This window comes from Pseudarthrobacter oxydans (genome assembly GCF_034258515.1).
Classification (GTDB): domain Bacteria; phylum Actinomycetota; class Actinomycetes; order Actinomycetales; family Micrococcaceae; genus Arthrobacter.
Genome location: NZ_CP139438.1, coordinates 3756101 through 3778926 on the forward strand (window position 1 = coordinate 3756101; position 22826 = coordinate 3778926).

Annotated in this window: 28 protein-coding genes; 15 read left to right on the forward strand and 13 right to left on the reverse strand. The window is 65.2% G+C overall.

The genetic code is table 11. The features are described from left to right. Nucleotides 1–20: 20 nt before the first annotated feature. Entirely contained in the window at nt 21–896 is an 876-nt protein-coding gene (locus SMD14_RS17135) for an NAD(P)-dependent oxidoreductase (RefSeq protein WP_321214430.1), read from the reverse strand. A gap of 57 nt (nt 897–953) precedes the next feature. Next, nucleotides 954–1547 carry an adenylate kinase gene (locus SMD14_RS17140; protein WP_157241013.1) on the reverse strand — a complete coding sequence of 198 codons (594 nt, stop codon included), beginning with the start codon at nt 1545–1547 and terminating at the stop codon, nt 954–956. A 299-nt stretch (nt 1548–1846) separates the two neighbouring features. Here SMD14_RS17140 and SMD14_RS17145 point away from each other — a divergent pair, with 299 nt between their 5' ends. Further along, on the forward strand, nt 1847–2590 hold the full coding sequence (locus tag SMD14_RS17145; RefSeq protein WP_321214431.1) for a GAF and ANTAR domain-containing protein: 744 nt from the start codon (nt 1847–1849) through the stop codon (nt 2588–2590). 151 nt (nt 2591–2741) lie between these two features. Here the strand turns inward: SMD14_RS17145 and SMD14_RS17150 are convergent, their stop codons facing one another. The 5 genes from SMD14_RS17150 to SMD14_RS17170 form a co-directional block, all read right to left on the reverse strand. Beyond that, nucleotides 2742–3578 (reverse strand): alpha/beta hydrolase, encoded by an 837-nt coding sequence (locus tag SMD14_RS17150; RefSeq protein WP_321214432.1) that lies wholly within the window; start codon nt 3576–3578, stop codon nt 2742–2744. 145 nt (nt 3579–3723) lie between these two features. Continuing rightward, a complete protein-coding gene (locus tag SMD14_RS17155; protein WP_104999076.1) occupies nt 3724–3921 on the reverse strand; it encodes a hypothetical protein in 198 nt (65 codons plus the stop codon). A 151-nt stretch (nt 3922–4072) separates the two neighbouring features. Then, on the reverse strand, nt 4073–5269 hold the full coding sequence (locus SMD14_RS17160) for an acyl-CoA desaturase (RefSeq protein WP_157241009.1): 1197 nt from the start codon (nt 5267–5269) through the stop codon (nt 4073–4075). Between the two features lie 13 nt (nt 5270–5282). Next, nucleotides 5283–6380 carry a ferredoxin reductase gene (locus SMD14_RS17165; protein WP_157241007.1) on the reverse strand — a complete coding sequence of 366 codons (1098 nt, stop codon included), beginning with the start codon at nt 6378–6380 and terminating at the stop codon, nt 5283–5285. Nucleotides 6381–6616: 236 nt separating this feature from the next. Beyond that, nucleotides 6617–7651 (reverse strand): LLM class flavin-dependent oxidoreductase, encoded by a 1035-nt coding sequence (locus SMD14_RS17170; protein ID WP_157241006.1) that lies wholly within the window; start codon nt 7649–7651, stop codon nt 6617–6619. A gap of 110 nt (nt 7652–7761) precedes the next feature. On the opposite strand from SMD14_RS17170, the gene SMD14_RS17175 reads away from it, so the two are divergent. Both SMD14_RS17175 and SMD14_RS17180 read left to right on the forward strand, forming a co-directional pair. Further along, nucleotides 7762–8166, forward strand: a complete 405-nt coding sequence (locus SMD14_RS17175; RefSeq protein WP_321214433.1) for a DUF202 domain-containing protein — start codon at nt 7762–7764, stop codon at nt 8164–8166. 85 nt (nt 8167–8251) lie between these two features. Continuing rightward, nucleotides 8252–8506, forward strand: a complete 255-nt coding sequence (locus SMD14_RS17180; RefSeq protein ID WP_231755058.1) for a hypothetical protein — start codon at nt 8252–8254, stop codon at nt 8504–8506. A 17-nt stretch (nt 8507–8523) separates the two neighbouring features. On the opposite strand, the gene SMD14_RS17185 is transcribed toward SMD14_RS17180, so the two are convergent. Continuing rightward, nucleotides 8524–8922: a hypothetical protein gene (locus tag SMD14_RS17185; RefSeq protein WP_157241000.1), complete on the reverse strand. Its 399-nt coding sequence runs from the start codon at nt 8920–8922 to the stop codon at nt 8524–8526. Nucleotides 8923–8979: 57 nt separating this feature from the next. Here SMD14_RS17185 and SMD14_RS17190 point away from each other — a divergent pair, with 57 nt between their 5' ends. From SMD14_RS17190 to SMD14_RS17200, 3 genes are all read left to right on the forward strand, one after another. Next, the gene (locus tag SMD14_RS17190; RefSeq protein WP_321214434.1) at nt 8980–9216 is read left to right on the forward strand and encodes a DUF2630 family protein; all 237 of its coding nucleotides are present in this window, start codon (nt 8980–8982) and stop codon (nt 9214–9216) included. A gap of 55 nt (nt 9217–9271) precedes the next feature. Then, entirely contained in the window at nt 9272–10066 is a 795-nt protein-coding gene (locus SMD14_RS17195; protein ID WP_157240998.1) for a carbon-nitrogen hydrolase family protein, read from the forward strand. A 345-nt stretch (nt 10067–10411) separates the two neighbouring features. Continuing rightward, a complete protein-coding gene (locus tag SMD14_RS17200; RefSeq protein WP_321214435.1) occupies nt 10412–11764 on the forward strand; it encodes an ammonium transporter in 1353 nt (450 codons plus the stop codon). Here SMD14_RS17200 and SMD14_RS17205 read toward each other — a convergent pair whose 3' ends face one another. Then, nucleotides 11765–12391 (reverse strand): PadR family transcriptional regulator, encoded by a 627-nt coding sequence (locus SMD14_RS17205; RefSeq protein ID WP_321214436.1) that lies wholly within the window; start codon nt 12389–12391, stop codon nt 11765–11767. Between the two features lie 178 nt (nt 12392–12569). Here SMD14_RS17205 and SMD14_RS17210 point away from each other — a divergent pair, with 178 nt between their 5' ends. After that, on the forward strand, nt 12570–14747 hold the full coding sequence (locus SMD14_RS17210; protein ID WP_321214437.1) for a transglycosylase domain-containing protein: 2178 nt from the start codon (nt 12570–12572) through the stop codon (nt 14745–14747). A 109-nt stretch (nt 14748–14856) separates the two neighbouring features. On the opposite strand, the gene SMD14_RS17215 is transcribed toward SMD14_RS17210, so the two are convergent. The 3 genes from SMD14_RS17215 to SMD14_RS17225 form a co-directional block, all read right to left on the reverse strand. After that, a complete protein-coding gene (locus SMD14_RS17215; protein ID WP_321214438.1) occupies nt 14857–15450 on the reverse strand; it encodes a DUF1992 domain-containing protein in 594 nt (197 codons plus the stop codon). 158 nt (nt 15451–15608) lie between these two features. Beyond that, nucleotides 15609–16109: an SRPBCC domain-containing protein gene (locus tag SMD14_RS17220; protein ID WP_157240993.1), complete on the reverse strand. Its 501-nt coding sequence runs from the start codon at nt 16107–16109 to the stop codon at nt 15609–15611. 12 nt (nt 16110–16121) lie between these two features. After that, nucleotides 16122–16454, reverse strand: a complete 333-nt coding sequence (locus SMD14_RS17225; RefSeq protein WP_321214439.1) for a metalloregulator ArsR/SmtB family transcription factor — start codon at nt 16452–16454, stop codon at nt 16122–16124. A gap of 100 nt (nt 16455–16554) precedes the next feature. Between SMD14_RS17225 and SMD14_RS17230 the strand changes: the two genes are divergently transcribed. Next, nucleotides 16555–17286 carry a hypothetical protein gene (locus SMD14_RS17230; protein WP_321214440.1) on the forward strand — a complete coding sequence of 244 codons (732 nt, stop codon included), beginning with the start codon at nt 16555–16557 and terminating at the stop codon, nt 17284–17286. Between the two features lie 26 nt (nt 17287–17312). Here SMD14_RS17230 and SMD14_RS17235 read toward each other — a convergent pair whose 3' ends face one another. Continuing rightward, nucleotides 17313–18047: a GAF and ANTAR domain-containing protein gene (locus SMD14_RS17235; RefSeq protein WP_321214441.1), complete on the reverse strand. Its 735-nt coding sequence runs from the start codon at nt 18045–18047 to the stop codon at nt 17313–17315. Nucleotides 18048–18214: 167 nt separating this feature from the next. On the opposite strand from SMD14_RS17235, the gene SMD14_RS17240 reads away from it, so the two are divergent. The 7 genes from SMD14_RS17240 (at nt 18215) to SMD14_RS17270 (ending at nt 22735) form a co-directional block, all read left to right on the forward strand. Continuing rightward, nucleotides 18215–18934, forward strand: coding sequence for a GAF and ANTAR domain-containing protein (locus SMD14_RS17240; RefSeq protein WP_321214442.1), 720 nt, complete (start codon nt 18215–18217; stop codon nt 18932–18934). Between the two features lie 9 nt (nt 18935–18943). Then, the gene (locus tag SMD14_RS17245; protein ID WP_157240983.1) at nt 18944–19291 is read left to right on the forward strand and encodes a hypothetical protein; all 348 of its coding nucleotides are present in this window, start codon (nt 18944–18946) and stop codon (nt 19289–19291) included. A 169-nt stretch (nt 19292–19460) separates the two neighbouring features. Continuing rightward, nucleotides 19461–20186, forward strand: coding sequence for a GAF and ANTAR domain-containing protein (locus SMD14_RS17250; RefSeq protein ID WP_157240981.1), 726 nt, complete (start codon nt 19461–19463; stop codon nt 20184–20186). Between the two features lie 2 nt (nt 20187–20188). Beyond that, nucleotides 20189–20443, forward strand: coding sequence for a hypothetical protein (locus tag SMD14_RS17255; protein ID WP_157240979.1), 255 nt, complete (start codon nt 20189–20191; stop codon nt 20441–20443). Then, nucleotides 20440–21210, forward strand: coding sequence for a GAF and ANTAR domain-containing protein (locus SMD14_RS17260; protein WP_321214443.1), 771 nt, complete (start codon nt 20440–20442; stop codon nt 21208–21210). Before SMD14_RS17255 ends, SMD14_RS17260 begins: the two co-directional genes overlap by 4 nt. A 312-nt stretch (nt 21211–21522) precedes the next feature. After that, entirely contained in the window at nt 21523–21720 is a 198-nt protein-coding gene (locus SMD14_RS17265) for a hypothetical protein (protein WP_157240975.1), read from the forward strand. A gap of 169 nt (nt 21721–21889) precedes the next feature. After that, complete coding sequence (locus SMD14_RS17270; RefSeq protein ID WP_409339691.1) at nt 21890–22735, forward strand: type II CAAX prenyl endopeptidase Rce1 family protein; 846 nt, start codon at nt 21890–21892, stop codon at nt 22733–22735. The last annotated feature ends 91 nt before the right edge of the window (nt 22736–22826 follow it).

Sequence of the window (22826 nt, forward strand, 5' to 3'; positions counted from 1 at the left end):
ATTCCTGAGCCCGGGCCGGTTCAGCCGGTTTTGGCACCGCCGACACTGGGGGAAACGTGCGTCCGCCACGTGTGTTCCGGCTCGAATCCCAGCAGCCGCCGCGCCTTGTCGATGGACAGCATGGTCTCGTGTTCGCCCAGGTCCTTGACCACCCTGACCCCCGGGAAAACTTCCGCGGCAAGGCTTGCACTTGAGCGGCTCATGACAGTGTCCGCGTTGGCGATGATGAAGGCCTCGAATCCCGGCTTCCCGTTCTCCAGTGCCCGGGCCACCGCCTGGGCGCCGTCCCGGCCGTCGATGTATCCCCAGAGGTTCCATTTCCGGAGTGTCGCGTCCGAGTCGAAGGACGGAAACCTCTCGTAGTCCGCCACGTCCATGACGTTGGAAAACCGCAGCCCCACAATGCTCAGCTCCGGATCCCAGCGGGTCAGCTCCACCGCCATCTGCTCCTCCAGGTGCTTCACCAGGGAGTAGGTGCTTTCAGGCCGGGCGGGGTATTCCTCATCCACCGGAATGTACGGCGGGTCGACGTCGAACGGCAGTCCCAGCACGGTCTCGCTGGAGGCGTACACCACCTTCTTGATGCCGGCCCTGCGTGCCGCCTGGAACACGTTGTAGGTGGAAAGCATGTTGTTCTCGAACGTGGCGGCGTCAGGAATGATGCCCGGGGCAGGGATGGCGCCAAGGTGCACCACGGCGTCGAAACCTTCGTGCCTGTCATCCAGCCCCAGCAGGACATCCAGGACCTGGCCGTAGTTCCTCAGGTCCACCACCACCAGGCCGGGGCTGCGGCTGCCCTCACGGTCCAGGTTGAGGACCTGGTGGCCGTCCTCCGTGAGCCTGCGGACCACGTGCCGCCCGAGTTTTCCGCTACCGCCGGTTACCGCAATTCTCATCAGGTTTCCTTCATGTTTGTGGCTTTGCGCCAGGTTAGCCGCCAGGTCGGTCGGGGGTCAGTTGCCGCGGCGCGGCGTTCCAAGGAACTTCTCGACGGCGGCGATCGCCAGTCCGGTAATCTCACCGGGATCCCCGCTGCCGTTCACGGACACGAGGATTCCGCGACCGGCGTAGACCGAGACTACTTCATGCGTCTCGCGGTGATAGAGGTCCAGGCGGCGCCGGAACACCTCCACGGTGTCGTCCGTGCGCCCCTGGTCCGCCGCGCGCCGCCGCATCCGTTCTTCCAGCACGGCGTCCGGGGCGGACAATTCGATGACCGCGTCCAGGGCGTACCCCTGCGAGGCGAGCATGTTGTCCAGCTCCGTCACCTGGGGGGCTGTACGCGGATAGCCGTCCAGCAGGAACCCCGCCTGCAGGTCGCTCTCCAGGAGGCGGTCCTTGACCAGCGCGTTGGTGAGGTGGTCCGGGACAAAATCGCCGCCGTCGAGGTAGCTGGCAGCCTGGTTTCCCAGCTCCGTCTCCTGGCTGACGTTGCTTCGGAAGATTTCTCCGGTGGAGACTGCCGGGACGCCGAAGTGCCGTGCCAACTGTTCCGCCTGTGTGCCTTTGCCGGAACCCGGCGGGCCGATGATGAGCAGCCTGGTCATGTTCCTGTCCCACTTCCTGCCCCGTCGGGGCGTGCCGGCCGCCGCTTCGGGGCCCTGCCGCCGGGGCACCGGCGCCTGCTTCATTCTGCGGTAACTTCCCGGCAGGCGCCAGAGAACCCCGCCTTCACGCGTGTCAAAGTGACGCCGCCCCCAGCCGGAGGATGTATATACTTCTGGATATCGGTTTAGCAGCAGGCCGTTGGAGAGTTCTTCGATCCAGCGACCTTCATAACTTGCCTGCATTGCGGCGGGATGCTCGAAGGCGCCGGGTTGTCCTGAGCGAATGGCACCAAAAAACCGTGGCCAGCGAGTCAACAGCAAAACCCGATACATCCATAACCGAGCACCTGCATGAACTGGTCCTCAGCAGCCCTGACGTTGAGGACTTCCTTAATGAACTGGCACAGGTGTCCGCACGCAACCTTTCCGAACCCGGCGACGAAATCATGTGCGCCATCACCCTGCAGCGGCGGCGCAAGGCCGCAACGGTAGCCAGCAGCAGCCCGGAGGCGAAGGCCATCGCGGAGCTTGAGTTCGAGTTCAGCGAGACGCCCAGCCTGGCAGCTTCCACCACCCGGGCGACCATCAGCGTTCCGGACGCGCAGCATGACGGCCGCTGGCCTGAATATTCTTCTGCCGTCCTGGCCCAGGGCGTCCGTTCCGTCCTTGCGCTGCCCTTCCGGCTGGAGGGCGAAACAAAGGCGGCGCTGCTGCTGTACTCGCCCCGGCCGCGCCGCTTTGAGTCACGCATCCTTGAGTTCGCCGAGGACTTCGTGGGCCAGACGTCCCTTGCCCTGCGGCTTGCGGTCCGCTTTGCCCATTACAGCGAGACCGCGGCGAACCTCCGCGCCACCCTGGAATCCCGCACCGTCATCGACATGGCCGTGGGCATCATCATGGCGCAGAACCGGTGCAGCCAGCACGACGCCTTCGAGATCCTGAAGACGGCGTCGAGCACCCGCAATTCAAAGCTGCATGACGTGGCCGCCGTTGTGGTCAATTCGCTGGGGCAGGGGCCTGCACGGACCCACTACGACGGATAGCTTTCACAGGCGGCACGGCAACAGTCAGCGCCTGGCTCGGCGACGCTCCCTGGCCCGACGCTCTCTCACTTAACGCGGCTTTTCACCCAACGGTCTCGCACTTCTGGCGACGGCGGACTCCCGCCGTCGCCGGAAGTTTCCCGTGTGCGCCTTACTTGGCGAGGAAACGCAGCAGCGCTTCGTTGACTTCGGCGGCGTGTGTCCACAGAAGGCCGTGCGGGGCACCTTCAATCTCCACGTATTCAGCGCTGGGCAGGGCCTTGGCGAACAGCCGGCCGGTGGAGTCGATGGGCAGGATGTTGTCCGCCGTGCCGTGGAGGATGAGTGCCGGAACGTCGATCTTCGGGATGTCCGCGCGGAAATCGGTGAGCCAGGTGGGCTGGGCAGCGACAGATGCCGTTGCTCCGGCGCTGGCCGCCAGGTTCCAGCTGGCATTGACGGCTTCCTGGCTTAGTCGGGGCGTACCGAGGAACGTGTCACTGTTGTAGAAGTTCTTGAAGAAGCCGGTGAAGAAGGCGTACCGGTCAGCCGTGACGGATTCTTTCAGCCCGTCGAAGACCTCCTGTGGAACGCCGTCGGGGTTGTCCCCGGTCTTGAGCAGGAAGGGCTGAAGGGAACCAAGGAAGGCTGCCCGTGCCACCCGGGCGGAGCCGTAGGTGCCCAGGTAGCGGGCCACCTCGCCGGTGCCCATGGAGAAGCCCACCAGGACGGCGTCATTCAGGTCCAGGGTTGTCAGTACGGTGTTGAGGTCCGCCGCGAACGTGTCGTAGTCGTAGCCCTCGGTGGTCTTGCTCGATTTCCCAAAGCCGCGGCGGTCATAGGTGATGACACGGTACCCGGCGCCCAGCAGGGCAGCGGCCTGCTTCTCCCAGGAGGAGCCGTCCAGGGGGTAGCCGTGGATCAGCACGACGGGCTGGCCGGAGCCGTGGTCTTCGTAGTGAAGCTCGATGTCAGTGCTGTTTTCGGTTCCAACGGTGATGAAAGCCATCGCGGCGGGTCCTTTCGAGACTGTGGGATCGATGCGGAGCGGGCCGCAGTGCAATGCCCGCGCAATACCCACTCTAGGACGGTCCGCCATCCAGTACAGCCCAACCGTGAGGCCCGGCTGGTGCCAGGTCCCGTTACGCTACCGCTTACTGGGAAGGTTGCGGAAGCTCGCAGTTGATCTGGGGGTTGGCTCCCATGTAGTTCAACGGGCCGGCGGCAATGGTGATGGCAATGGTGCCCGCCTCTGCGCAGTTTCCGGGCGCTCCCCCGAAGTAGCCCCGCTGCCAGGCAGCAACGCCGCCGATGATCAGCCAGATGACAATCAGTGCTCCGACAATCCGCATGAGTCCTCCATTGGCCACGGCGGCGGGTGTGGGTCAATTATGCGCCGTTGACCTCGAAAAATGCGAGAGCACGGGGAAACACAAATGCACCCCCGGTTCCAGGATGATCCGGAACCGGAGGTGCATGTCGATGCATTGCAAAGGTGTCGGGTCAGGCCTTGGCGGCCTTGCCGGGCAGGGCCAGCCTGAAGATCTTGCCCCAGGTTGAGCCAACCTGCTTCAGCAGCGGTCCGGTGGTGTAGTTCAGACCGTAGCGCTGGCAGATTTCACGGACCTTGGGCGCCACCTCGGCGTACCGGTTGGAAGGCAGGTCCGGGAAGAGGTGGTGCTCGATCTGGTGCGAGAGGTTACCGGTCATGATGTGCATGAACTTTGACCCGGAGATGTTGGCGGAGCCGATCATCTGGCGGATGTACCAGTCGCCGCGGGTTTCGCCTTCGGCCATTTCCTCCGTGAAGGTGTCAGTGCCTTCGGGGAAGTGGCCGCAGAAGATGACCGCGTGGGCCCAGACGTTGCGGACGGCATTGGCTGTCAGGGTTCCGTAGAGCGCCTGCTTGCCGGAGCCGGTCAGCATGGCCACCGCGGGGGTTGCGGCATAGTCCTTGGTGAACTGGGTGACAACCTTCTTGCCAAGGGCCTTGAGGTCCTTGAGCAGCGCTTCCTTGGACTTCTTGCCTTCCTGGTACTCGGTCAGCTCGAGGTCATAGATGGCGATGCCCCATTCGAAAAGGGGAGCCAGGATCGCGTTGTACAGCGGGTTGCCCAGGTTGAAGGGCTTCCACGGCTGGTTTTCATCCATCCGCAGGAGGTTGTATCCGACGTCGTTGTCCTTGCCCACCACGTTGGTCCAGCGGTGGTGGAGGTCGTTGTGGGTGTGCTGCCAGGAGCGCGACGGCGTGACGAAGTCCCATTCCCAGGTGGTGGAGTGGATGTCCGGGTCCCGCATCCAGTCCCACTGGCCGTGCAGGACGTTGTGCCCGATCTCCATGTTTTCCAGGATCTTGGCCAGGCTCAGCAGCGTGGTGCCGGTGACCCAGGCTGCCTTGTTCTTGCTGACCAGCAGCGCGGCACGGCCCGAAATCTCCAGGCCGCGCTGGATCTTGATCACGCGGCGGATGTAGGCGGCGTCCGACGCCCCGCGCTTGGCCAGGATCTCGTCACGAATGGCGTCCAGTTCGCGCCCGAGTTCCGCCACTTGTTCATCACTCAGGTGGGCGGCGGCCGGCGGCCGCACCGTGGGGCTGCCGGATTCGGCCAGCTTCCCGGGGCGCGTCCTGCTTCCCGCCGCAGGTTTCTCCTGGTTGGAGGCATCTCCGGCGGTGGTTTTGCTGGGTGTAACTACAGACATACCGTTGTGCTCCTCAGATTTCGAGGTTGACGGGTCCGGCGGCTGCCGAGACACACGTTTGGATCAATTGGCCGGGCTCGCCATGGATTTCCCCGGTGCGGAGGTCGCGGACCTGTCCGGCCAGGAGGGGTGTGAGGCAGCTGTGGCAAATGCCCATCCGGCAACCGCTGGGCATCAGCACGCCGGCGTCCTCACCGACGTCCAGAATGGGGGTGTCGCCGTCGGCTTCCACTTCCCGATCAGACGCTTCAAAGGTGACCAGGCCGCCGTCGTGCCCCACGCCGGCATTGAACGTGGTGTTGAACCGTTCAATCATGAGGTTCCCGGGGTCACCGGCCACCGCGACGTCCGAGCCCGGAGCTGCGGTAGTCAGCGCCGCCCGCTTCCAGAGGGCTTCGGCGTCGTCCAGGAAGCTGTCCGGACCGCAGGCATACGCCGCGCGTTCCTTCCAGTCCGGGCAGATCTCGTCCAGCTGGTCGGTGTTGGTGAGGTCCATCCGGCCTTGTTCGCCGGTGTACCAGTGGGCCAGCCGGAAGTTGGGGAACTGGTCCGCGAGCTCGGCAAGTTCCTCGCGGAACAGGCTGTCCCCGGGCGTGCGGGCCGAATGGACCAGCACGACGTCGGCATCCGGACGCCGGGGAACAAGGGTGCGGATCATGGACATCACCGGAGTGATGCCGCTGCCCGCCGTGACCATCAGCAGGGGCCGGGGGTGCTCGGGAAGCACGAAGTCGCCCTGCGGCGGGGCAAGGAACAGGACGTCGCCCGGCCGGGTGGTGCGCACCAGCGTGCCGGAGACTGCGCCGACGTCCGTGACGGTGATAGCCGGGTCCTTGCCTGCCGGGGCGCTCAGGGAGTAGGACCGCCAGTGGCGGACGCCATCGAGTTCGACGCCGATGCGCGCCCACTGGCCTGCCAGGTGGGAGTGCCAACCGCGGCCGGGCCGGAAAAAGATCGTGGCGGACTGCGCGGTCTCCTGGACCACGCGCGTAACCACGCCGCGAAGCTGCCGGGCAGAATAGACGGGGTTGAACAGCGCGAGGATATCCTCCGGCGCCAAGGGCGTGGTGAGGACAGAGGCCGCCTGGGCCAGCTGACGTAGCCGGATCATAGGGTAAAGCCTAAAACGGCGCGGGCCATATTTCTCTCTCTTCGTTATATGACCGTTCCGCAGTCACGCTGTAATAATGAGGGCGCTAAGCCCCCAAAGCCGCACTATAAGTCTAACGGCTGCGGTGTGCAGAAGGTTCCCCAGTCTTCACTAAGCATACTTAGTTTACCCTCACCGCGCGTGGGCAGGCGGATATTTACGGGGAAGACGGCAAGGTTACGGCCGGCAGCTACGGGTCAGGGGCGTGCCGCCTGCCAGCCAAGTGCCGGTGCGATATACCGGGCGACGTTGCCCAAAAGCTTGGCGTTGAAATCCACGCCCAGCTGGTTGGGGACAGTGAGCAGGAGGGTGTCCGCGGCCTGCACCGCGGTGTCGGCAGCCAACTGCTCCGCCAGGACGTCCGGTGCGCCTGCATAGCTTTTCCCGAACCTGGCAGTAAGCCCGTCGATGATTCCCACCTGGTCCCGGCTGTCGCGCAGGGCGCTGCCGGCAAAGTACATGTTGTCCTCGGCGTCCACGATGGGGAGGACACTGCGGCTCACCGAAACCCGCGGCCGGCGGGCATGGCCTGCTGCGGCCCAGGCATCCCTGAACAGCTGGATCTGCTCGGCCTGCAGTTCGTGGAAGGGAACACCGGTATCTTCAGTGAGCAGGGTGGAACTCATCAGGTTCATGCCGAGATCCGCGGCCCAGACCGCCGTCTTCCTGGTTCCGGCTCCCCACCAAATGCGCTCCGCGAGCCCGGGCGACTGGGGCTGGACGGGCAGCAGTCCCCTGGTTCCGCCTGCATACCGCGGGTCCGCTTCCGCCACCCCGGCGCCGGTGATTGCCTTACGGAAGAGGGCGGTGTGCCGGCGGGCCATGTCGGCGTCGGTCTCCCCCGCCTCGGGCACGTGCCCGAAAGCTGCCGCACCCTGGCGGGCGGGCTCGGGTGAACCACGGCTGATGCCGAGCTGCAGCCTGCCGCCGCTGATCAGGTCTGTGGCTGCGGCCTCTTCGGCCATGTAGAGGGGGGTTTCGTACCGCATGTCAATGACGCCGGTACCGATCTCGATCCTGCTGGTCCGGGCGGCTATCGCGGAAAGCAGCGGGAACGGCGAGGCCTGCTGCCGGGCGAAGTGGTGCACGCGGAAGAACGCCCCGTCCAGCCCAAGCTCTTCCGCGGCCACCGAAAGGTCAATGGCCTGGAGGAGGGCGTCGCCGGCGGTCCTGGTGCGGGAGCCCTGTCCGGGACCCCAGTGGCCGAAGGAAAGAAATCCGATGCGCTCCATACCTGCCCCAACTGCACGGACACCGCGGGCATTCCCGACGGTCCGGACTGCCCTGGGCCTATTCCGTGCTGCCGCCCAGTGAAGCCCGGCGGCGTGGCTAGACTGGCAGCGTGACCAACAGCGACCAGCCCGCCAGCGCTTCCGTCCCGCCGTCGCGCGGGAAAATCGCCGAGCGCCTGTTGCCGGGCGGAGAAGAACCTGACCCGCGGTTCACCCTCGCCAACGAACGCACCTTCCTTGCATGGATCCGCACGTCGCTCGCACTGCTGGCCGGAGGGATCGCCATCGAGGCATTCACCGCCGGCCTCTTCCTGGAACCGGTCCGCAAGGGTTTGGCGGTGCTGCTGCTCCTGCTGGGAATGCTGCTGAGTGCGGGATCAGCCGTGCGATGGCTCCGGGTGGAGCGCAGCATGCGGAACAACGCGCCGCTTCCGTTGCCGCTCGTTGTCCCGCTGTTGGCCGGGGCAGGCGCGCTGGCGGCCGCCGTCGTCCTCATCTTTGTCCTCTGGCGCTGACCAGGTGGCGGCGTCCCGCACCGCCGGCGGCCATGGCGACCCGGGCCTGCAGCCGGAGCGGACCTCGCTCGCCTGGGGCCGGACCATGCTGGCCCTGGTGACGGTCAGCGCCATCTTCCTGCGCTGGCTCCCGCAGCACGGGCTCCCCATCCTGATGCTGTTCGCCGTCTCATCCGCCGCAGCGCTGGCCATCTACCTGACCCAACGCCGCCGGTACCGTGTCCGGTCCCGGGGACTCTCCAGGGAAAGGCTCGACGCCGACATAACCGCGGTGCTTTGGACGGCTTTCGCAGGGGTCGCCTTGGGCTGCCTGGGCATTGGCGTTGTCCTTGCCGGCTGAAGCTGCGGCGCAGACCCCTAGAACATCGGCAGGACAAAGCCGGCAAGCAAGGCCACAGCGCCGATGGCGGTGAGGCAGCGGCCCAGCACGGATGCTGTCCTCCCTGCTTCTTCCGGCGCCGTGGTCTGCCACTGGGTGGGGCGCTTGGGGTGATAGTAGATGGGGAGGGTGTCGCCCACCGCCAGGTCCCTGATGTCATGGGGCGACATGGGCGCGTGGTGCACCTGGTATTTGCGGTCGAACCACCGAAAGCCCACCCCCGTGGTGTCGGAATACACCACGGCCTCGGCTACTGCCCAGGGATGAACGAAGCGGCGGAGGAACCCGGTATAGAAGAGCAATCCGAGCCCTGCGGGCAGGCACAACCAGGTGAGCATCTCGAGGATTGGACCTGCCATATCAAGCACAGTGGGCATGATTCCGATGGTACAGGCGTACGCTGGGGGAAAACCGTTCCGGCCTAAGGGGTAGACATGAACGATGAAGATCTCCTCACGCGCATCCGGTCCCTTGTGGAAGAGGAGCACTCCCTCCGCGAGGCCTCCGGAGACGGCCAGATGCCGGACAAGGCGCGGCTGAAGCAGGTGGAAGAAAGCCTGGACCAATGCTGGGACCTGTTGCGCCAGCGCAGGGCCAAAGCCGGTTCCGGCGAGGACCCCAATGACGCCGAAGTCCGTCCGGTCAACGAAGTCGAGGGCTACAAGCAGTAGCTGCACGGCATCGTTGCACCCGTGCCGCTCCCCGCCGTGAAGAGATTGGAGTTCCATGCGCCTTGCAGTCGCGCAGATCATCAGCAGCGCTGACCCCGCAGCCAACCTGGAGCTGATCCGGGACTACGCTGCACAGGCCAAGGCCGCCGGCGCCGAGCTGGTGGTGTTCCCCGAGGCCGCCATGCGCGCCTTTGGCCATTCCCTCCGAGATGTCGCTGAACCGCTGGACGGCCCGTGGGCCGGGGAAGTCCGGGCCATTTCCAGGGAACTGGGCATAGCGATCGTGGCCGGGATGTTCACCCCCGGAAAGGACGGCCGGGTCCGCAACACCCTCCTGGTCACCGGCCCCGGGCTGGACACTTCATACGACAAGGTGCACCTCTTCGACGCCTTCGGTTTCGCCGAATCCAGGACAGTGGACGCGGGCCAGGCTCCGGTGACCTTTGAACTTAATGGCACGGTGTTCGGACTTGCCACCTGCTACGACGTGCGCTTTCCCGCCCTTTTCACCGCCAACGCCCGCCGGGGAGCACAGGTCAACATCGTGTGCGCGTCGTGGGGCGCCGGCGAGGGCAAGGCCGAGCAGTGGGACCTCCTGGTGCGGGCACGCGCCTTGGACAGCACCACCTTCGTGGTTGCCTGCGGCCAGGGCGATCCCGAAACCATAGGCGCCGGCCCTGCAGGCACAGCCCCCACGGGCATCGGCCACAGCGCCGTAATCACTCCCTTTGGCACCGCCGTGGCAACTCTGGGCGGAAAGCCGGAACTCGCCGTCGTCGATATCGACCCGTCCCTGGTGGACGATGTGCGCAGCAAGCTTCCGGTGTTGGCCAACGCCCGTCAGTTCTAAGCGGGGCTTTTCAGCGCGCCGGTGCGGTGAGGTTCCGTTCACCGCGCCGTAATCTCCCCATTTCCAGCGTGCGACGGCGCTTCTCACCTTCCGCATCCGGCCCGCCCTTTTACCGCGCGGCCTTCGGAGCAAAACCCGGCGGCCCCGTCCCCTTCCGGATGGCGGCTGTTTACACAGCCGAAACATTACGGACACGGGGACTTCACACACCGGCCGTTTCTGTAACGCGGACGCAACTTTGAGGCGCATTTCCCGAAACACAAAACGCGAAAGATGGACTGCGGGGGAAATGCGAGGGCCTGGAAGAGTGCCCCGCTTCGAGGCGCAACGCGAAGGGACCCGCAGGTGGAGATTTCTGCCCAACATGTCTGGCTGATGATTTCAGCCGCGATGGTACTGCTGATGACGCCCGGGCTTGGCCTTTTCTATGGCGGCATGACGCGGGCCAAGGCCGCGCTGAACATGATCATGATGAGCTTCATCTCCGCCGGGATCGTCGGGGTTGTCTGGGTCCTGTGGGGCTACTCCATGACAACGGGCGACGGCGTGCTGGGCCTCTTCGGCAACCCGTTCGCCAACTTCGGCCTGCAGAACCTCATGGGTTCCCCCGACCTGATCAAGGCCGGATACAGCGCCACCTTCGCCATCATCACTGTTGCCCTGATCAGTGGCGCCATTGCGGACCGCGCCAAGTTCGGCGCCTGGGCCCTGTTCGTCCCCGTATGGATCACAGTTGTGTACTGCCCGCTCGCCTACATGGTGTGGGGCGGCGGGCTGATGAGCTCCGGCGGCGCAGTCACCGCCGTGTTCGGCCAGGTCATCGACTTCGCCGGCGGCGCCGTGGTGGAGATCAGCTCCGGAACGGCCGCCTTGGTCCTGGCCCTGATCGTGGGACAGCGCCACGGGTTCGCGAAAGACCCCAACCACCGCCCGCACAACGTCCCCTTCATCATGCTGGGCGCCGCCATCCTGTGGTTTGGCTGGTTCGGCTTCAACGGCGGCGCCGCAACAACGGCGGAACAGGCCGGCCTCATCTGGGTGAACACGCTGGTTGCTCCCGCCGCGGCCATGCTGAGCTGGCTGGTGACGGAGAAGCTCCGCCACGGCCACCCCACCTCCCTCGGCGCGGCGTCCGGCGTGGTGGCCGGGCTTGTGGCCATCACGCCGTCCTGCGCCAACATCAGCCCGCTGGCTGCCGTGGGCCTGGGCCTGGTGGCGGGAGCTGCCTGCGCGGTCTTCGTGGACCTCAAGTACCGGTTCGGCCTGGATGACTCCCTGGACGTGGTGGGCGTCCACCTCGGCGCCGGGCTCATCGGAACCCTCGCGCTGGGCTTCATCGCCCTCCCGGCAGACGGCCTTGGCGGCGGCCTCTTCTACGGCGGCGGCGTCCAGCAGCTCATCGCGCAGACCGCGGCCGTCGTGATCACCCTGCTGCTTTCCGGCGTCGGAACCCTTGTCATTGGCCGTGCCATCAACAAGGCCATCGGCTTCCGGGTCAGCCACGAGGCGGAAACTGCGGGTGTGGACCTGGCCGAACATGCCGAGAGCGCCTATGCGTTCGGGGAGATAGGAGCGGGCTTCAATCCGCTGCCGCACACCGCATCCCCTTTCCCTGCCGCAGCGTCCGCCGCTGGCATGTCCGCCGACGCGGAGTCCGGCGCGGCTGCACAGCACCGCAAGGAAGACTCTTTCGCCTGATCAGTCAGCCAGGATCTTGTACAGCGCCCGGCGGGTCTCATCCATCTTTTCCATAGCGGCGGCGCGCTGTTCCTCGGTAACCCCGCTGCGGAACTGGTGAATGGCGCCCATCAGCTTCCCGATGCTCTGGTGGAAGTCCCGATCCGGACTGTCCTGCCCGGCGTTCCAGGCGTTTTCCATGTCCTCTGCATGCTCGGCTACGTAGGCCCGGCCCGCGTCGGTTAGGGTGAACTCCGTCCCGCGGCCCTCACTGAGCGCTGAGATCAGGTCCTCGTCAACGAGTTGCTGAAGGGTTGGATAAATGGACCCGGGGCTGGGCCGCCACGCTCCCCCCGTCTTTTCGGCGATCGTCTTGATCAATCCGTAACCGTTCGAGGGCGCTTCCGCCAGGAGCGAGAGGATGGCGGCACGGACATCGCCCCTGCTGGCCCTTCGCGGGCTTCGGCCCAGCCCCGGACCGAAGCCAGAGCCAAATCCCGGCCCGAATCCCGGGCCGAAGCCTGGTCCAAAGCCGGGGCCAAACCCGCCACCCCGGTGCCCGTGCGGCCCCCTCCGGCCCAGCCCGCGCTCAAACCGTCCCCTGCCGAATTCCGGCCCTGGAAACCTTCCTTCAGGAATGCCTTTCATGCCATCCTCCTCTTGCTTCCGTAGTCTTCGCTGGATTTATCAGCGATAGTTAACGATATGTCGCTATCTATCGACCGGTCAAGGGTTCAAGTGTGACCAAATCCTGATCTCCGAGGTGTGGATCGCCCCCTCCCACCGGCGTAGTCTTTTGGCACCCCCTAGGCTTGAGGGCTGAAGAATGGCGACGAAGAGGAAGCGCGGGCGCGGTTTCAGCCTTGCCTTGGGGAGGTTCCTCGGGTTCCTGGCAACGAGTGCCCTGTGCGGCGTCCTGGCCGCCAGCCTGGTGGTTCCGGCCGTGGCGGCCGCTGGCCTCGGCGTCAGCAACTCCATTGGCTTTTTCGACAGCCTGCCGGAAGAACTGACAGTCCAGCCGCCGTCGCAATCCACCAAGGTCCTCACCTCCGACGGCCAGCCGATCGCCATCTTCTATGCGGAGAACCGCGTCAGGATCCCCCTGGACCAGATGTCGCCCTACATCAGGGGTGCCATCGTCGCAATTGAGGACAGCAGGTTCTACGAGCATGCCGGCATTGATCCCCAAGGGATCGTGCGGGCCTTGGTATCGAACCTGACCAAAGGCAGCCAGCAGGGCGCCTCCACCATCACGCAGCAATATGTCACCAACGTGATAAATGAGGCCCGCCTCTCGGAGGACAGGCCGGATGAAGTAATCCTGAGCGGGCAAAAGAACGTCGGCGACAAGCTGCGCGAGATGAAACTGGCCATTGCGCTGGAGAAGAAGTTCACCAAGGAGCAGATCCTCGAGGGATACCTGAACATTGTGTTCTTCAACAGCGACGCCTACGGCATCGAGGCAGCCTCGCACTACTTCTTCAGCACCACCGCCAAGGACCTCAGCCTTCCGCAGGCAGCCCTGCTGGCCGGACTGGTCAACAGCCCGACGTTCTACAACCCGGCGGTCAACCCTGACAAGTCGATTGTGCGCCGGAACCAGGTGCTCTCGGAGATGCTCCGCCAAGGCATGATCACCCAGGCCCAGCACGACGAAGCCGTGGCTACGCCCATTGAACTTAAAATCAGTCCGGAACGGCAAGGTTGCGCCAACGCCTCGATGGCGCCCTATTTCTGCGACTACATCTCGCATCTCATCCTGAACAACCCTGCCTACGGGGCGAGCCTGATGGAACGGCAGAGGAAGCTGTACCGTGGGGGCCTCACCATCGTCACTACCCTGGACAGCAGGCTCCAGGCTGCCGCCCAGGCGCAGGTGGACGGTACGGCCGGGCCCAATCTGGACCGGTGGGGTGCGGCACTGGTGACGGTACAGCCCGGTACCGGCAAGATCCTGGCCATGGCCCAGAACACCGTGTTCCTTCCCGAACCGGGCAAGTTCGACACGCAACTGAACTTCAACGTGGACGCCAAGGATCCGCAGGGGAACGACCTGAACGGAGCCGGCGGTTTCCAGCCCGGGTCCACCATGAAGCCGTTCACCTTTGCCGAGTGGCTCAACGAGGGCAAATCGCTGACAGCGGAAGTGGACGCGTCCCGGCGCGTGTATCCGCTGGGATTCCCTTGGAGGTCCAGTTGCGGAAAGGTGCTGGGCGCCTACAGCACCGCCCAGAATAACCCGGAGCTGGGCGCCGCTGATGACTTGCAGAACGCCGAGGAGGGCTTCTACCGGAAGATGCCCATCAATTACGGGCTCTACAACTCGATCAACACTGCCACGTTTGCGACAGCCGCACAGCTGGATTTCTGTGGCATCCAGAAGATGGTGGACGCTGTGGGCCTCCACAGCGGACTCGACGGGACCCCGATCAACATGCACCAGCTGGGCAACCTCCTGGGCGCGATCGGAGTTGCTCCCCTTCATTTGGCCAATGCCTTTGCCACTTTTGCCAACGACGGCCGCTATTGCACACCGATTGCGCTGGCGGACGTCAAGGACGCAACCGGCGGTAACCTGCCTGCCCAAACGGTCGAGTGCCGGGACGCAGTGAAGCCGGACGTGGCCCGCGGCGTCAACAGTGTGTTGCAGGACGTGCTTAAGAAGGGCTCGGGCGTCTGGATTAACCCCAAAACCCATGACAAGTTCCCTGTGGCGGCCAAGACGGGCACCTCGAACACCAACGGGTCCACGTGGATCGTCGGCTACACCACCGGCCTGGCCACCGCGTCCTTCTTCGGTGACGCACTTGAGGGGCAGAAGCGAGCCGGGCAGAACGTCACCATCAACGGAACCTTCTACCCCCGCCTTGACGGCTACATGATCGCCGGACCCCAATGGGCCTACTACATGCTTAACGTGGTGCCGCTCTATCCCGCCGGCCCGTTCCCGCCTCCTCCGCCATCGATGATTGGCCCGAGCCCCTCGCCGAGCCCGCGGCCGTAAGCACCGGGCTATTCGCGTGGGAATTACGACGACGGCGCCTCCCGCCGTCCGGAATGCGCCATGCTGTGCCCGGCAGCGGCGGCGCGGCGGACCGGGAAGAAGCAAGCCGCTAGCCGGTCCCCTTCCACAGCCGCTGCCACCACGAGTGCCGCGGTTCCGGTTCCGGCGGCGCCTCTACGGAACGGGCGGCACGGCGTTCGCGCCACCGCGCCACCGCTTCGTCCACGTCACGGGTCTTAGTGACCACCGGCGGGCCACCCTGGAGCTGGCGCCGGGCATCGATGACCCGCCGGTTGAAGTCCTGCAGGATGTCCCGTACCTGCTGCTCGGTGTACTGGGCATCCAGCCGGGCATCAAGCTCCGCATCCTCGGTACGGAGCAGGATCGCGGCGGGGCCGAGCCCGCTGAGGTTCTCCCGCTGGATGAGCCCTTTGACCCACCAGTCGGGATCGTACCGCTCCCCCAGCCCCGGAATCGGTTTGCCCGCGTATTTGAGGTTGTCGAATTTGCCCTGGGCCATGGCATCGCGGACCAGGTATTCCGCCCGGGCGGCGTCGCTCACTTTCTTGCGCTTCTCGCGTTCCTGCGCTTCGAGGGCGTCGAGCGCGGCTTCTTCCTCGGCGCTGATTCCGGCTCCGCGGTAGGACCGGACCTCAGCGGCGCGCTCCAGGCGCCTCCGGATATCCTTTGCACCGCCGCTCACCGCTGCCACCGCCTCGCCTGGGAATGCTGCTTCCTTCCAGTATTCAGAAGCTTTTCGCCCTGTTCAACGCCTGCCGGGCGCAGCCAGCCCGTGGACAAAGGAAAGCGTACGACGCCGGAACGTCCCGCCGTCGTACGCTCTCCCGAGTGCCGCGAGGCTTAGCCGGCGTTGGCATGCTCGGCCAGGATCGCGTCGATCTGGCCCAAAGCCTCCTTCATGCCCTCCTCCATGCCCATCTTGACCATCTCTTCCATCTGTTCTTCGGAATCGAAGATAGACATGATGGTCATGCGGGTGCGGCCGCCGATGTCCTCCAGGTCAACAGCGGCATGGGCACTGCCCATGGCATCCAAGGGCGCTCCGGTTTCGTCAGCGAAGCCGTCATCGAATTCGAGCTTCCGCGGCGGCTCGATGGTCCTGAATTTCCACCAGCCTCGGGGCTTCTCGCCTTCCGGGGTGGTCATGTAATACCCGGCCTTCCCGCCGGGCTGGAAGTCGAACCGGTCAAACGTGGCCGGATAGTTGGGCGGACCCCACCAGCGCTCCAGCTGGCGCGGGTCTTCCCAGATCTGCCAGACGCGCTCGACGCCGGCGTCGAACTCCGCCACGAGCGTGAGGCTGAGGGCCTCGAGATTCTTAGTGGAACTGATAACAGGCATTGCGCAACCTTCCTATCCTTCAGCCAGAATGTCCGCGATCCGGTCGACGCGCTGCCGCCAGATCGCCTCGTACTCATCGAGCAGCCGCCGGGCTTTTTGCAGGCCTTCATGGTTACCCCGCACAATCTGCTCCCTTCCGCGCTTTTCCTTGGTGACCAGGGACGCGCGCTCCAGCACCGCCACATGCTTCTGGACGGCGGCGAAGCTCATGTCGTAGAGGGCAGCAAGGCCGGAGACGGAATACTCCCCGGCTGTTACGCGGCGGACAATGTCCCGCCGGGTGGCGTCCGCCAGCGCCTGGAACAGGCGATCGACGTCCGCATCACTGAGCTGATCTACAACCATTTGGTTGTACGATAACCCCGCGGGACCCCGGTGTCAATGGAAGCCGGGACCCCGTTCACTTTGCACCGCAAAGCCCCTGCATCCGGGTATCTTGAAGGCCATGAGCATCCTCCTGGCGGGCGCCGGTCCCGACCCTGCAGCCTTCCCCGAGTTGTTCGACCGCTTCGTCCGTGACGTCCGGGAACACAGCGGCGGGGAAGGTCCCGTCCGGATTGCCCTGGCGCTACACCACCGCAGCGGGAACCCTGGGGAAGCCCTGCCGGAGTACGCGGAACCACTCCTCGCCCGCGCACCGGTTGAGCTGGTGCCGGTCCTGCTCAGTTCGGCGTATCCGGCGGATCCGGCCGTATTCGACGGCGTCCACGGCGTGGTGGTGGGCGGCGGGCTGACGCCGGCCTACTGGGATGGGCTCAGCGCCGCGGCGGCCGCCATCTCACGGGTGGTTGGCGCCGGTACGCCGTACCTCGGCTTTTCCGCGGGGGCCATGGTGGCGCCCCGCAGGGCACTGATAGGGGGTCATCTGATTCACGGCATCGAAGTCTGCGGCGGGGAATGCTCGGAGGGCCTGGCGGAAGTCGAGATCCGGGACGGACTGGGCCTGGCCCCGTTCGCCGTGGATGTGCATGCGGCCCAGGCGGGCACGCTCAGCCGGGCCGTGGGTGCCGTGGCCGGAGGCCTGGTGGACAGGGCTGTAGCGATCGATGAGGACACCGCCCTGGTCCTGGCGGCACCGGAGAATGACGGCTTTGAGGTGCTGGGCAGGGGCACCTGCTGGGACGTCCGCAGGTCCGGGACAGGCTGCAGCGTCTCCGTCCTGCGTGCGGCTGAGTAGCGGGACGGCAGGCTGCCGGGCAGCCCTTAAGCGTCGAAGTGCGTCTGGACGCTGTCGCCGCTTAGTTGTTCAATGAGTTCCGCTGCGACGTCCCGCAGCTTCCTGTTGCGGTTGCTGGAGACTTTGGTGAGGATGTCCATCGCTTCTGCCTGGGAACACCGGTTCTGGGCCATGATGACTCCGCAAGCCAGATTGATCGCGGTCCTGCTTTGCATGGCCGCTTCCAGGTTGTCCGCCCGGCTTTGCGCAGTATCGAGGCGGACCGAGAGGTGGAGCGTGTTGTGCGCCGCTGCAGCGAAGCCCAGGGCCTTTTCGTAGACATTGGCCGTGAACATGCCCGGCTTCGACGCAAAGAAATTCAAGGCAACGCTGGCCTCGTCGCTGATCTCCAGCGGCACGCCCAGGGAACTGCGGACGTTTGCTTCCGCCAGCTGTCGGGTCAGCTCCGGCCACCGGGAGTCCGTGGCAACATCGTCCACGATCACCGGGGACATCTCCCGCAGCGCTTTGATGCACGGACCGTCCCCCACGGCCTGCTCAACCTGGTCCAGTTCGACTGCGCGCTGGCTGCTGCCGGCCACGGTAGTGGGCTTTCGCCGCAGTTTGAGGGTGACTGCACATTCAACGTGGTCCCCCGCAACGTCAGAGACAGATGCTGCAGCCAGGCCGGCGAGTCCGGTGAGGAACTCAACAACGTTTTCTGCGCCCACCAGGATGCTCTGAAGCTCTTCGATCTGTTCTCTATCCGGTGAACTCGACATGGGCCCATCTTACTGTCCCGCCTGCTGTCGGGCAGCGGGCATTCCGCCTGTCCTCCCCTCGGAAACCCCAGGCCGCGGACCACAGCTGAAGGTGGGGCTCGCCCGGCCACGGGACATGCCTGATACGGGAAGGGAAGACCTCCGGGGCTTGGCTCTATGCTGAGAGTATGGCGCAGCGACTTCCCCTTGACGAGCTCAGCACTGTCGTTGCTCGGATTCAAGGGCTGCTGCTGACGGAGGAAAAGGCCACTACGGCTGTCCGGCTCCTGGCCCAGGCCGCCAAGGAGTCGGTTGCCGGCACCATAGGGGCCGGCGTCTCGCTCATGGACGCCCGCGGGCGCCGCACCAGCAGCGGCTATACCGACGGGATTGTGAGCCAGGCGGATGCCATCCAGTACGAGTGCGGGGAAGGACCCTGCCTGACCGCGTGGGCGGCAGAGGAACCCGTGCTGGTCAGGGACCTGGAAGGTGAGTCCCGATGGCCCGAGTGGCGGAAAGCCGTCAGGGGGCTGCCCATAGCGTCAGTGGTCAGCGCTCCCCTGATCGCCGGCCGTGAATCCCTCGGCGCATTGAAGTTGTACGCCGCCGCCCCCGGCGTCTATGACGCATCCAGCGCGGCCCTGCTCCAGCTCTTCGCGGCCCCCGCGGCCACGTTGCTTGCCCACATCCAGGCCAGCGAGGCCCCGCACCGAATGACCGAGGGCCTGCAGGCATCCCTCTACACGCGGGACCTGGTGAACCGCGCCTGCGGAGTGCTGATGGAGCGATCCGGCCTGACCAATGAAGCTGCCCTGCAGCAGCTGATGAAATTGGCCCGCAGCGAGAACACAGCATTGCAGCACGTCAGCGAACGCGTCCTCGCCGGGACGCTGCCTCCCGGAGCCTAGGACCTGCAAATGGGCTTTGATCCCAACGAACCGGAACAGCGGCGCCGGCTCCGGGCAGCCATGAAGGCAGCGGATATCCCGGTGTCAGAGCTGTGGCTGAAATACTTCAGCCTGTCGGGAGACGCAGGGGAATATGAGGTGGAAGCCTATCTTCAGGGGCTCCTTTCCCTGCCCCCGGTCCAGCGCGACCTGTTGGCGCTGGCGGCAAACGAACTGATTGACGATCTCCCGCGGCCACGGGCGCCCTACTCTGACGACTTCGACAGCGGCCCCGCTTCCGGCGTTCCCGACTCGGCAGGCGAGGGGCAGCCAGGCACCGAAGACAGCACCAGCCGGCAACCGGACCGGGACGAGTAGCCCCATCGGCCGCCGCGTATCAATAGCTCCCGCAGGGGCGTAATGTCAGTAGTAGGAGATCTTCGGGACAGAAACGCTCCGGAGGTTGAACACTCGGGCCAGCCAGCGTAGAGAGCAGCGGCCGCCAACCAGAGGACGGGCTTCTGGTGCACCCAGGGATCGAGGCCTGATGGCCAAGGAAAGCACGCTCACCGCTTCAGACCAGATGCAGGACCTGCTGCTCGAAAGTCCGGGTTTCCCTGAATTCCTCCTGGGACTGGCCACCCTTTCCGCATCCATGGCGGGTGCCGACGGTCAAGTCACGTGCACCATCACACTGGAGCGGGACGGCGGATTGTCAACAGTTGCCAGCAGCAGCGAAGAGGGCCGGCGGCTGGACGAAACCCAGTATTCGTTCGGCGAGGGCCCCTGCCTCACCGCAGCCCGGCTCCAGCGCCTCGTGTGGGTTCCGGACCTGGCGGGCGACGAGCGCTGGAGCGCCTATGCCGAGGCGGCAGCCCAGGAGGGCGTCCGGTCCGTCCTTGCTGTCCCCATTTCCACAGACGCGTCATCACGGGCGAGCCTTAACTGCTACGCAGGGACGACCAGTGCATTCAATGAGGGCACCGTGGTCCTCCTGGAGCAGCATGCAGCATCCATGTCCAGGGTCCTCCGCATCGCGCTGCGCCTTCATGGGGCGGACGTCCACCCTGAGCACCTCAGGGCGGCCCTCAAATCCAGGGCAACTGTGGATGCGGCCGTGTCCCTCATCATGCTCCAGCACAGGGGCGGGCGGGACGGCGCCCTGGAGATCCTCCGCCTGGCGGCGAAATCCAGCAACCGCAAAATCCACGTGATCGCCCAGAACATCGTGCGAGGAGCCGAGCTCCCTGCACTCCCCAATGACCGAGTGTAGGGATGTATCCCTTCGGGGCCGACGGGCCCGAACTGCCGGATCGGGCAGCCCAGGAACGCAAGGGGGCTGCCCGGCGTTACCGGACCACAGACCTGCCCTTGGAAAAGCTCTGGATTTACTATTACGGCATCGGCGGCGACCTCGATGAAGTGTCGCTTGACGCCTACCTCCACGACGCCCTGGACATACCGGCCGCGCAAGTACACCTGATTGACACAGCAATGATGGAGATGATGGACGAGGAGGAGCCGCCATGACAAACCCGGAACACTTCACCGGCAGCTCCGGCACGGGAAGCCACGAACCCCCCGGTATGGACACGAGGCTGCAGGAACTGGTCCTGGACAGCCAGGACATCGCCGGCTTCCTCACCGACCTTGCCGTGGTTGCCGCTGACCGGCTGTCCACGCCAGGCAGCACGGTCCACGCCGGCGTCACCGTGATCCGCCACAAAAGGCCCAAGGCCGTGGCAAGCAGTGACGCCGAAGCGCGGGCCCTGGACGAACTGCAGAACGGATTCGGTGAAGGCCCGTGCCTTACTGCCCTGCGCACGAAAAGTCCGCTGCTGGTCCCCGACCTGGCTGGCGAGCACCGCTGGGCGCCGTACATGAAAGTGGCCCAGGCGCAAGGCGTTGCCTCCATCCTTGCCGTGCCGCTGGATTTGGCCGGCGATGCAGAGGCCGTCCTGAACCTCTACTCCAACCGCAGCCACGGTTTTTCGGCTGAAGACATCTCCACCGTGGAATCCTTCGCCCGCCAGGCAGCCGGATCACTGAGGCTGGTCCTTCGCATCACACAGCTCAGCGAGGCGAAAGCCGACCTCTCCACCGCCCTGCAGTCGCGCACCATCATCGACATGGCCGTCGGAGCCGTCATGGCCGAGAACCGGTGCAGCCGGGAAACGGCGTTCGAAATCCTCACCAAGGCCTCCAGCACGCGCAACATCAAGCTCCGCGAGGTGGCGGCGGCGGTCATCGCCTCCATCTCCGGCGAGAAGGAAATCAAGACCTACTTCGACGCCTAACACCCCGGCGCGGGCATCGGCCTGTGCCGGCGGACGTGATGAGATTCACTCGCAACAATGTTGAGGGCGATGCTGCCGGCTGGGCACTATGGAAGGTGTCGGCCGGGCCTGCACCCAAAGAAGACCGCAGCCCGCCGGCGGCCGGTGTGCTTGGTCACATCGGCCCGGATTCGGTTGCCAACCCTTTCGGCAGCCGCCACTATTGAAGTACGGGAATGCGCTTTCCCACCTGCAGTCCGTCCTCATAGACGAGGACACGGCCCGGGCAATGAAGATTCCAGGCCGCCAACCGCAAGAAATGGAAGTTGAATAATGACGTTCGATGCCAATGACTCCGTGACCCTCAAAATCTGGGACCGGTCCACGCTCCACCACACCCTTGACTCCGCGGTCAGCGACCTTTCCGCGCGGCACAACACCACCACCTGCCGCGTCGCCGTCACCTGCAGCGGCCCCAACACCTTCACCCTGAGCCTGCGCGGCGAGGGCAAGGCGCTGGCCTCCGCCTAGGCGGCCACACCAAGACGCAAGCGGACGACGCCGGGACCTCCCGCCGTCGTCCGCTTGCGTTAACCGCCCGCCCGGGAGGGGTTGACGCTGGCCTTTCCCTGCTCTGGTAGGCGGCAAGTAGACTGTGTGGCATCCAGGCCGAAGCGCCGCCCGAGCAACAAAGGTAACCATGAGGCAGCAACCACAAGCGCAAGCGGACGCCGCTGTGGCGGGCGCTGGACAGCCGGCCGCGGCGTCACTTTCCTTGCTCCCGGCGGCCCTTGTGTCGGCATCGGGCTTCCTGCTCTTCGCATGGCAGGACCGCCTTTCCGGATTCCTGCTTTTGGCGGCCGCGCTGGCCGTGGCCGGCTTCATCAGCCGCCGCCTCCTGGTTGACCTTGCCCTGATCGGAGTTGGACTGACGGCCATGAGCCTGGTCCCCATCACCACGGACATCAGCACCGAGCACATGGCGGTGATGGGAACGGCCATGATCCTGGCCGTCGGCATCCCCTATTCTGTCTCGAGGTTCGTCACGAAGGACCACGCCATCCGGTTCCCGATCAGGACCGGAACGCCGTGGACGCGCGCCGAAAAATGGTACCTGCCGGCTGTCCTGGTGATCGGCTATGCCCTGATGCCCGTGTACATGATCCGCACCGGCGTCTACAACAACTGGCCCGCAGTGAGCGACCCGGACGGCATTATCCGGCTCTTCCTGGGGACGAACGTGCTGGGCATCTGGGACGAGCTCTTCTTCATCTGCACCGCGTTCACCCTGCTGCGCCGGCACCTCCCGGACTGGCAGGCAAACCTGCTGCAGGCGGTGCTGTTCACGTCCTTCCTCTGGGAACTGGGCTTCCACGCCTGGGCACCCTTCTTCATCTTCCCGTTTGCCCTGCTGCAGGCCCGGCTGTTCACGGTCACCAAGTCGCTGTCCTACATTGTGAGCGTCCACCTGCTGTTCGACTTTGTCCTGTTCCTGGTGCTGATCCACGCGCACAACCGCGAGTGGATCAGCATTTTCCTGTACTGAACTCCCCAGCCAGAAAGCGGCCTGACATCTTGGATTCCTCCATCCCCAGCACACCCCGTTTCAGTGTCGCTTCCCTGCTGTTGCCCGTGGT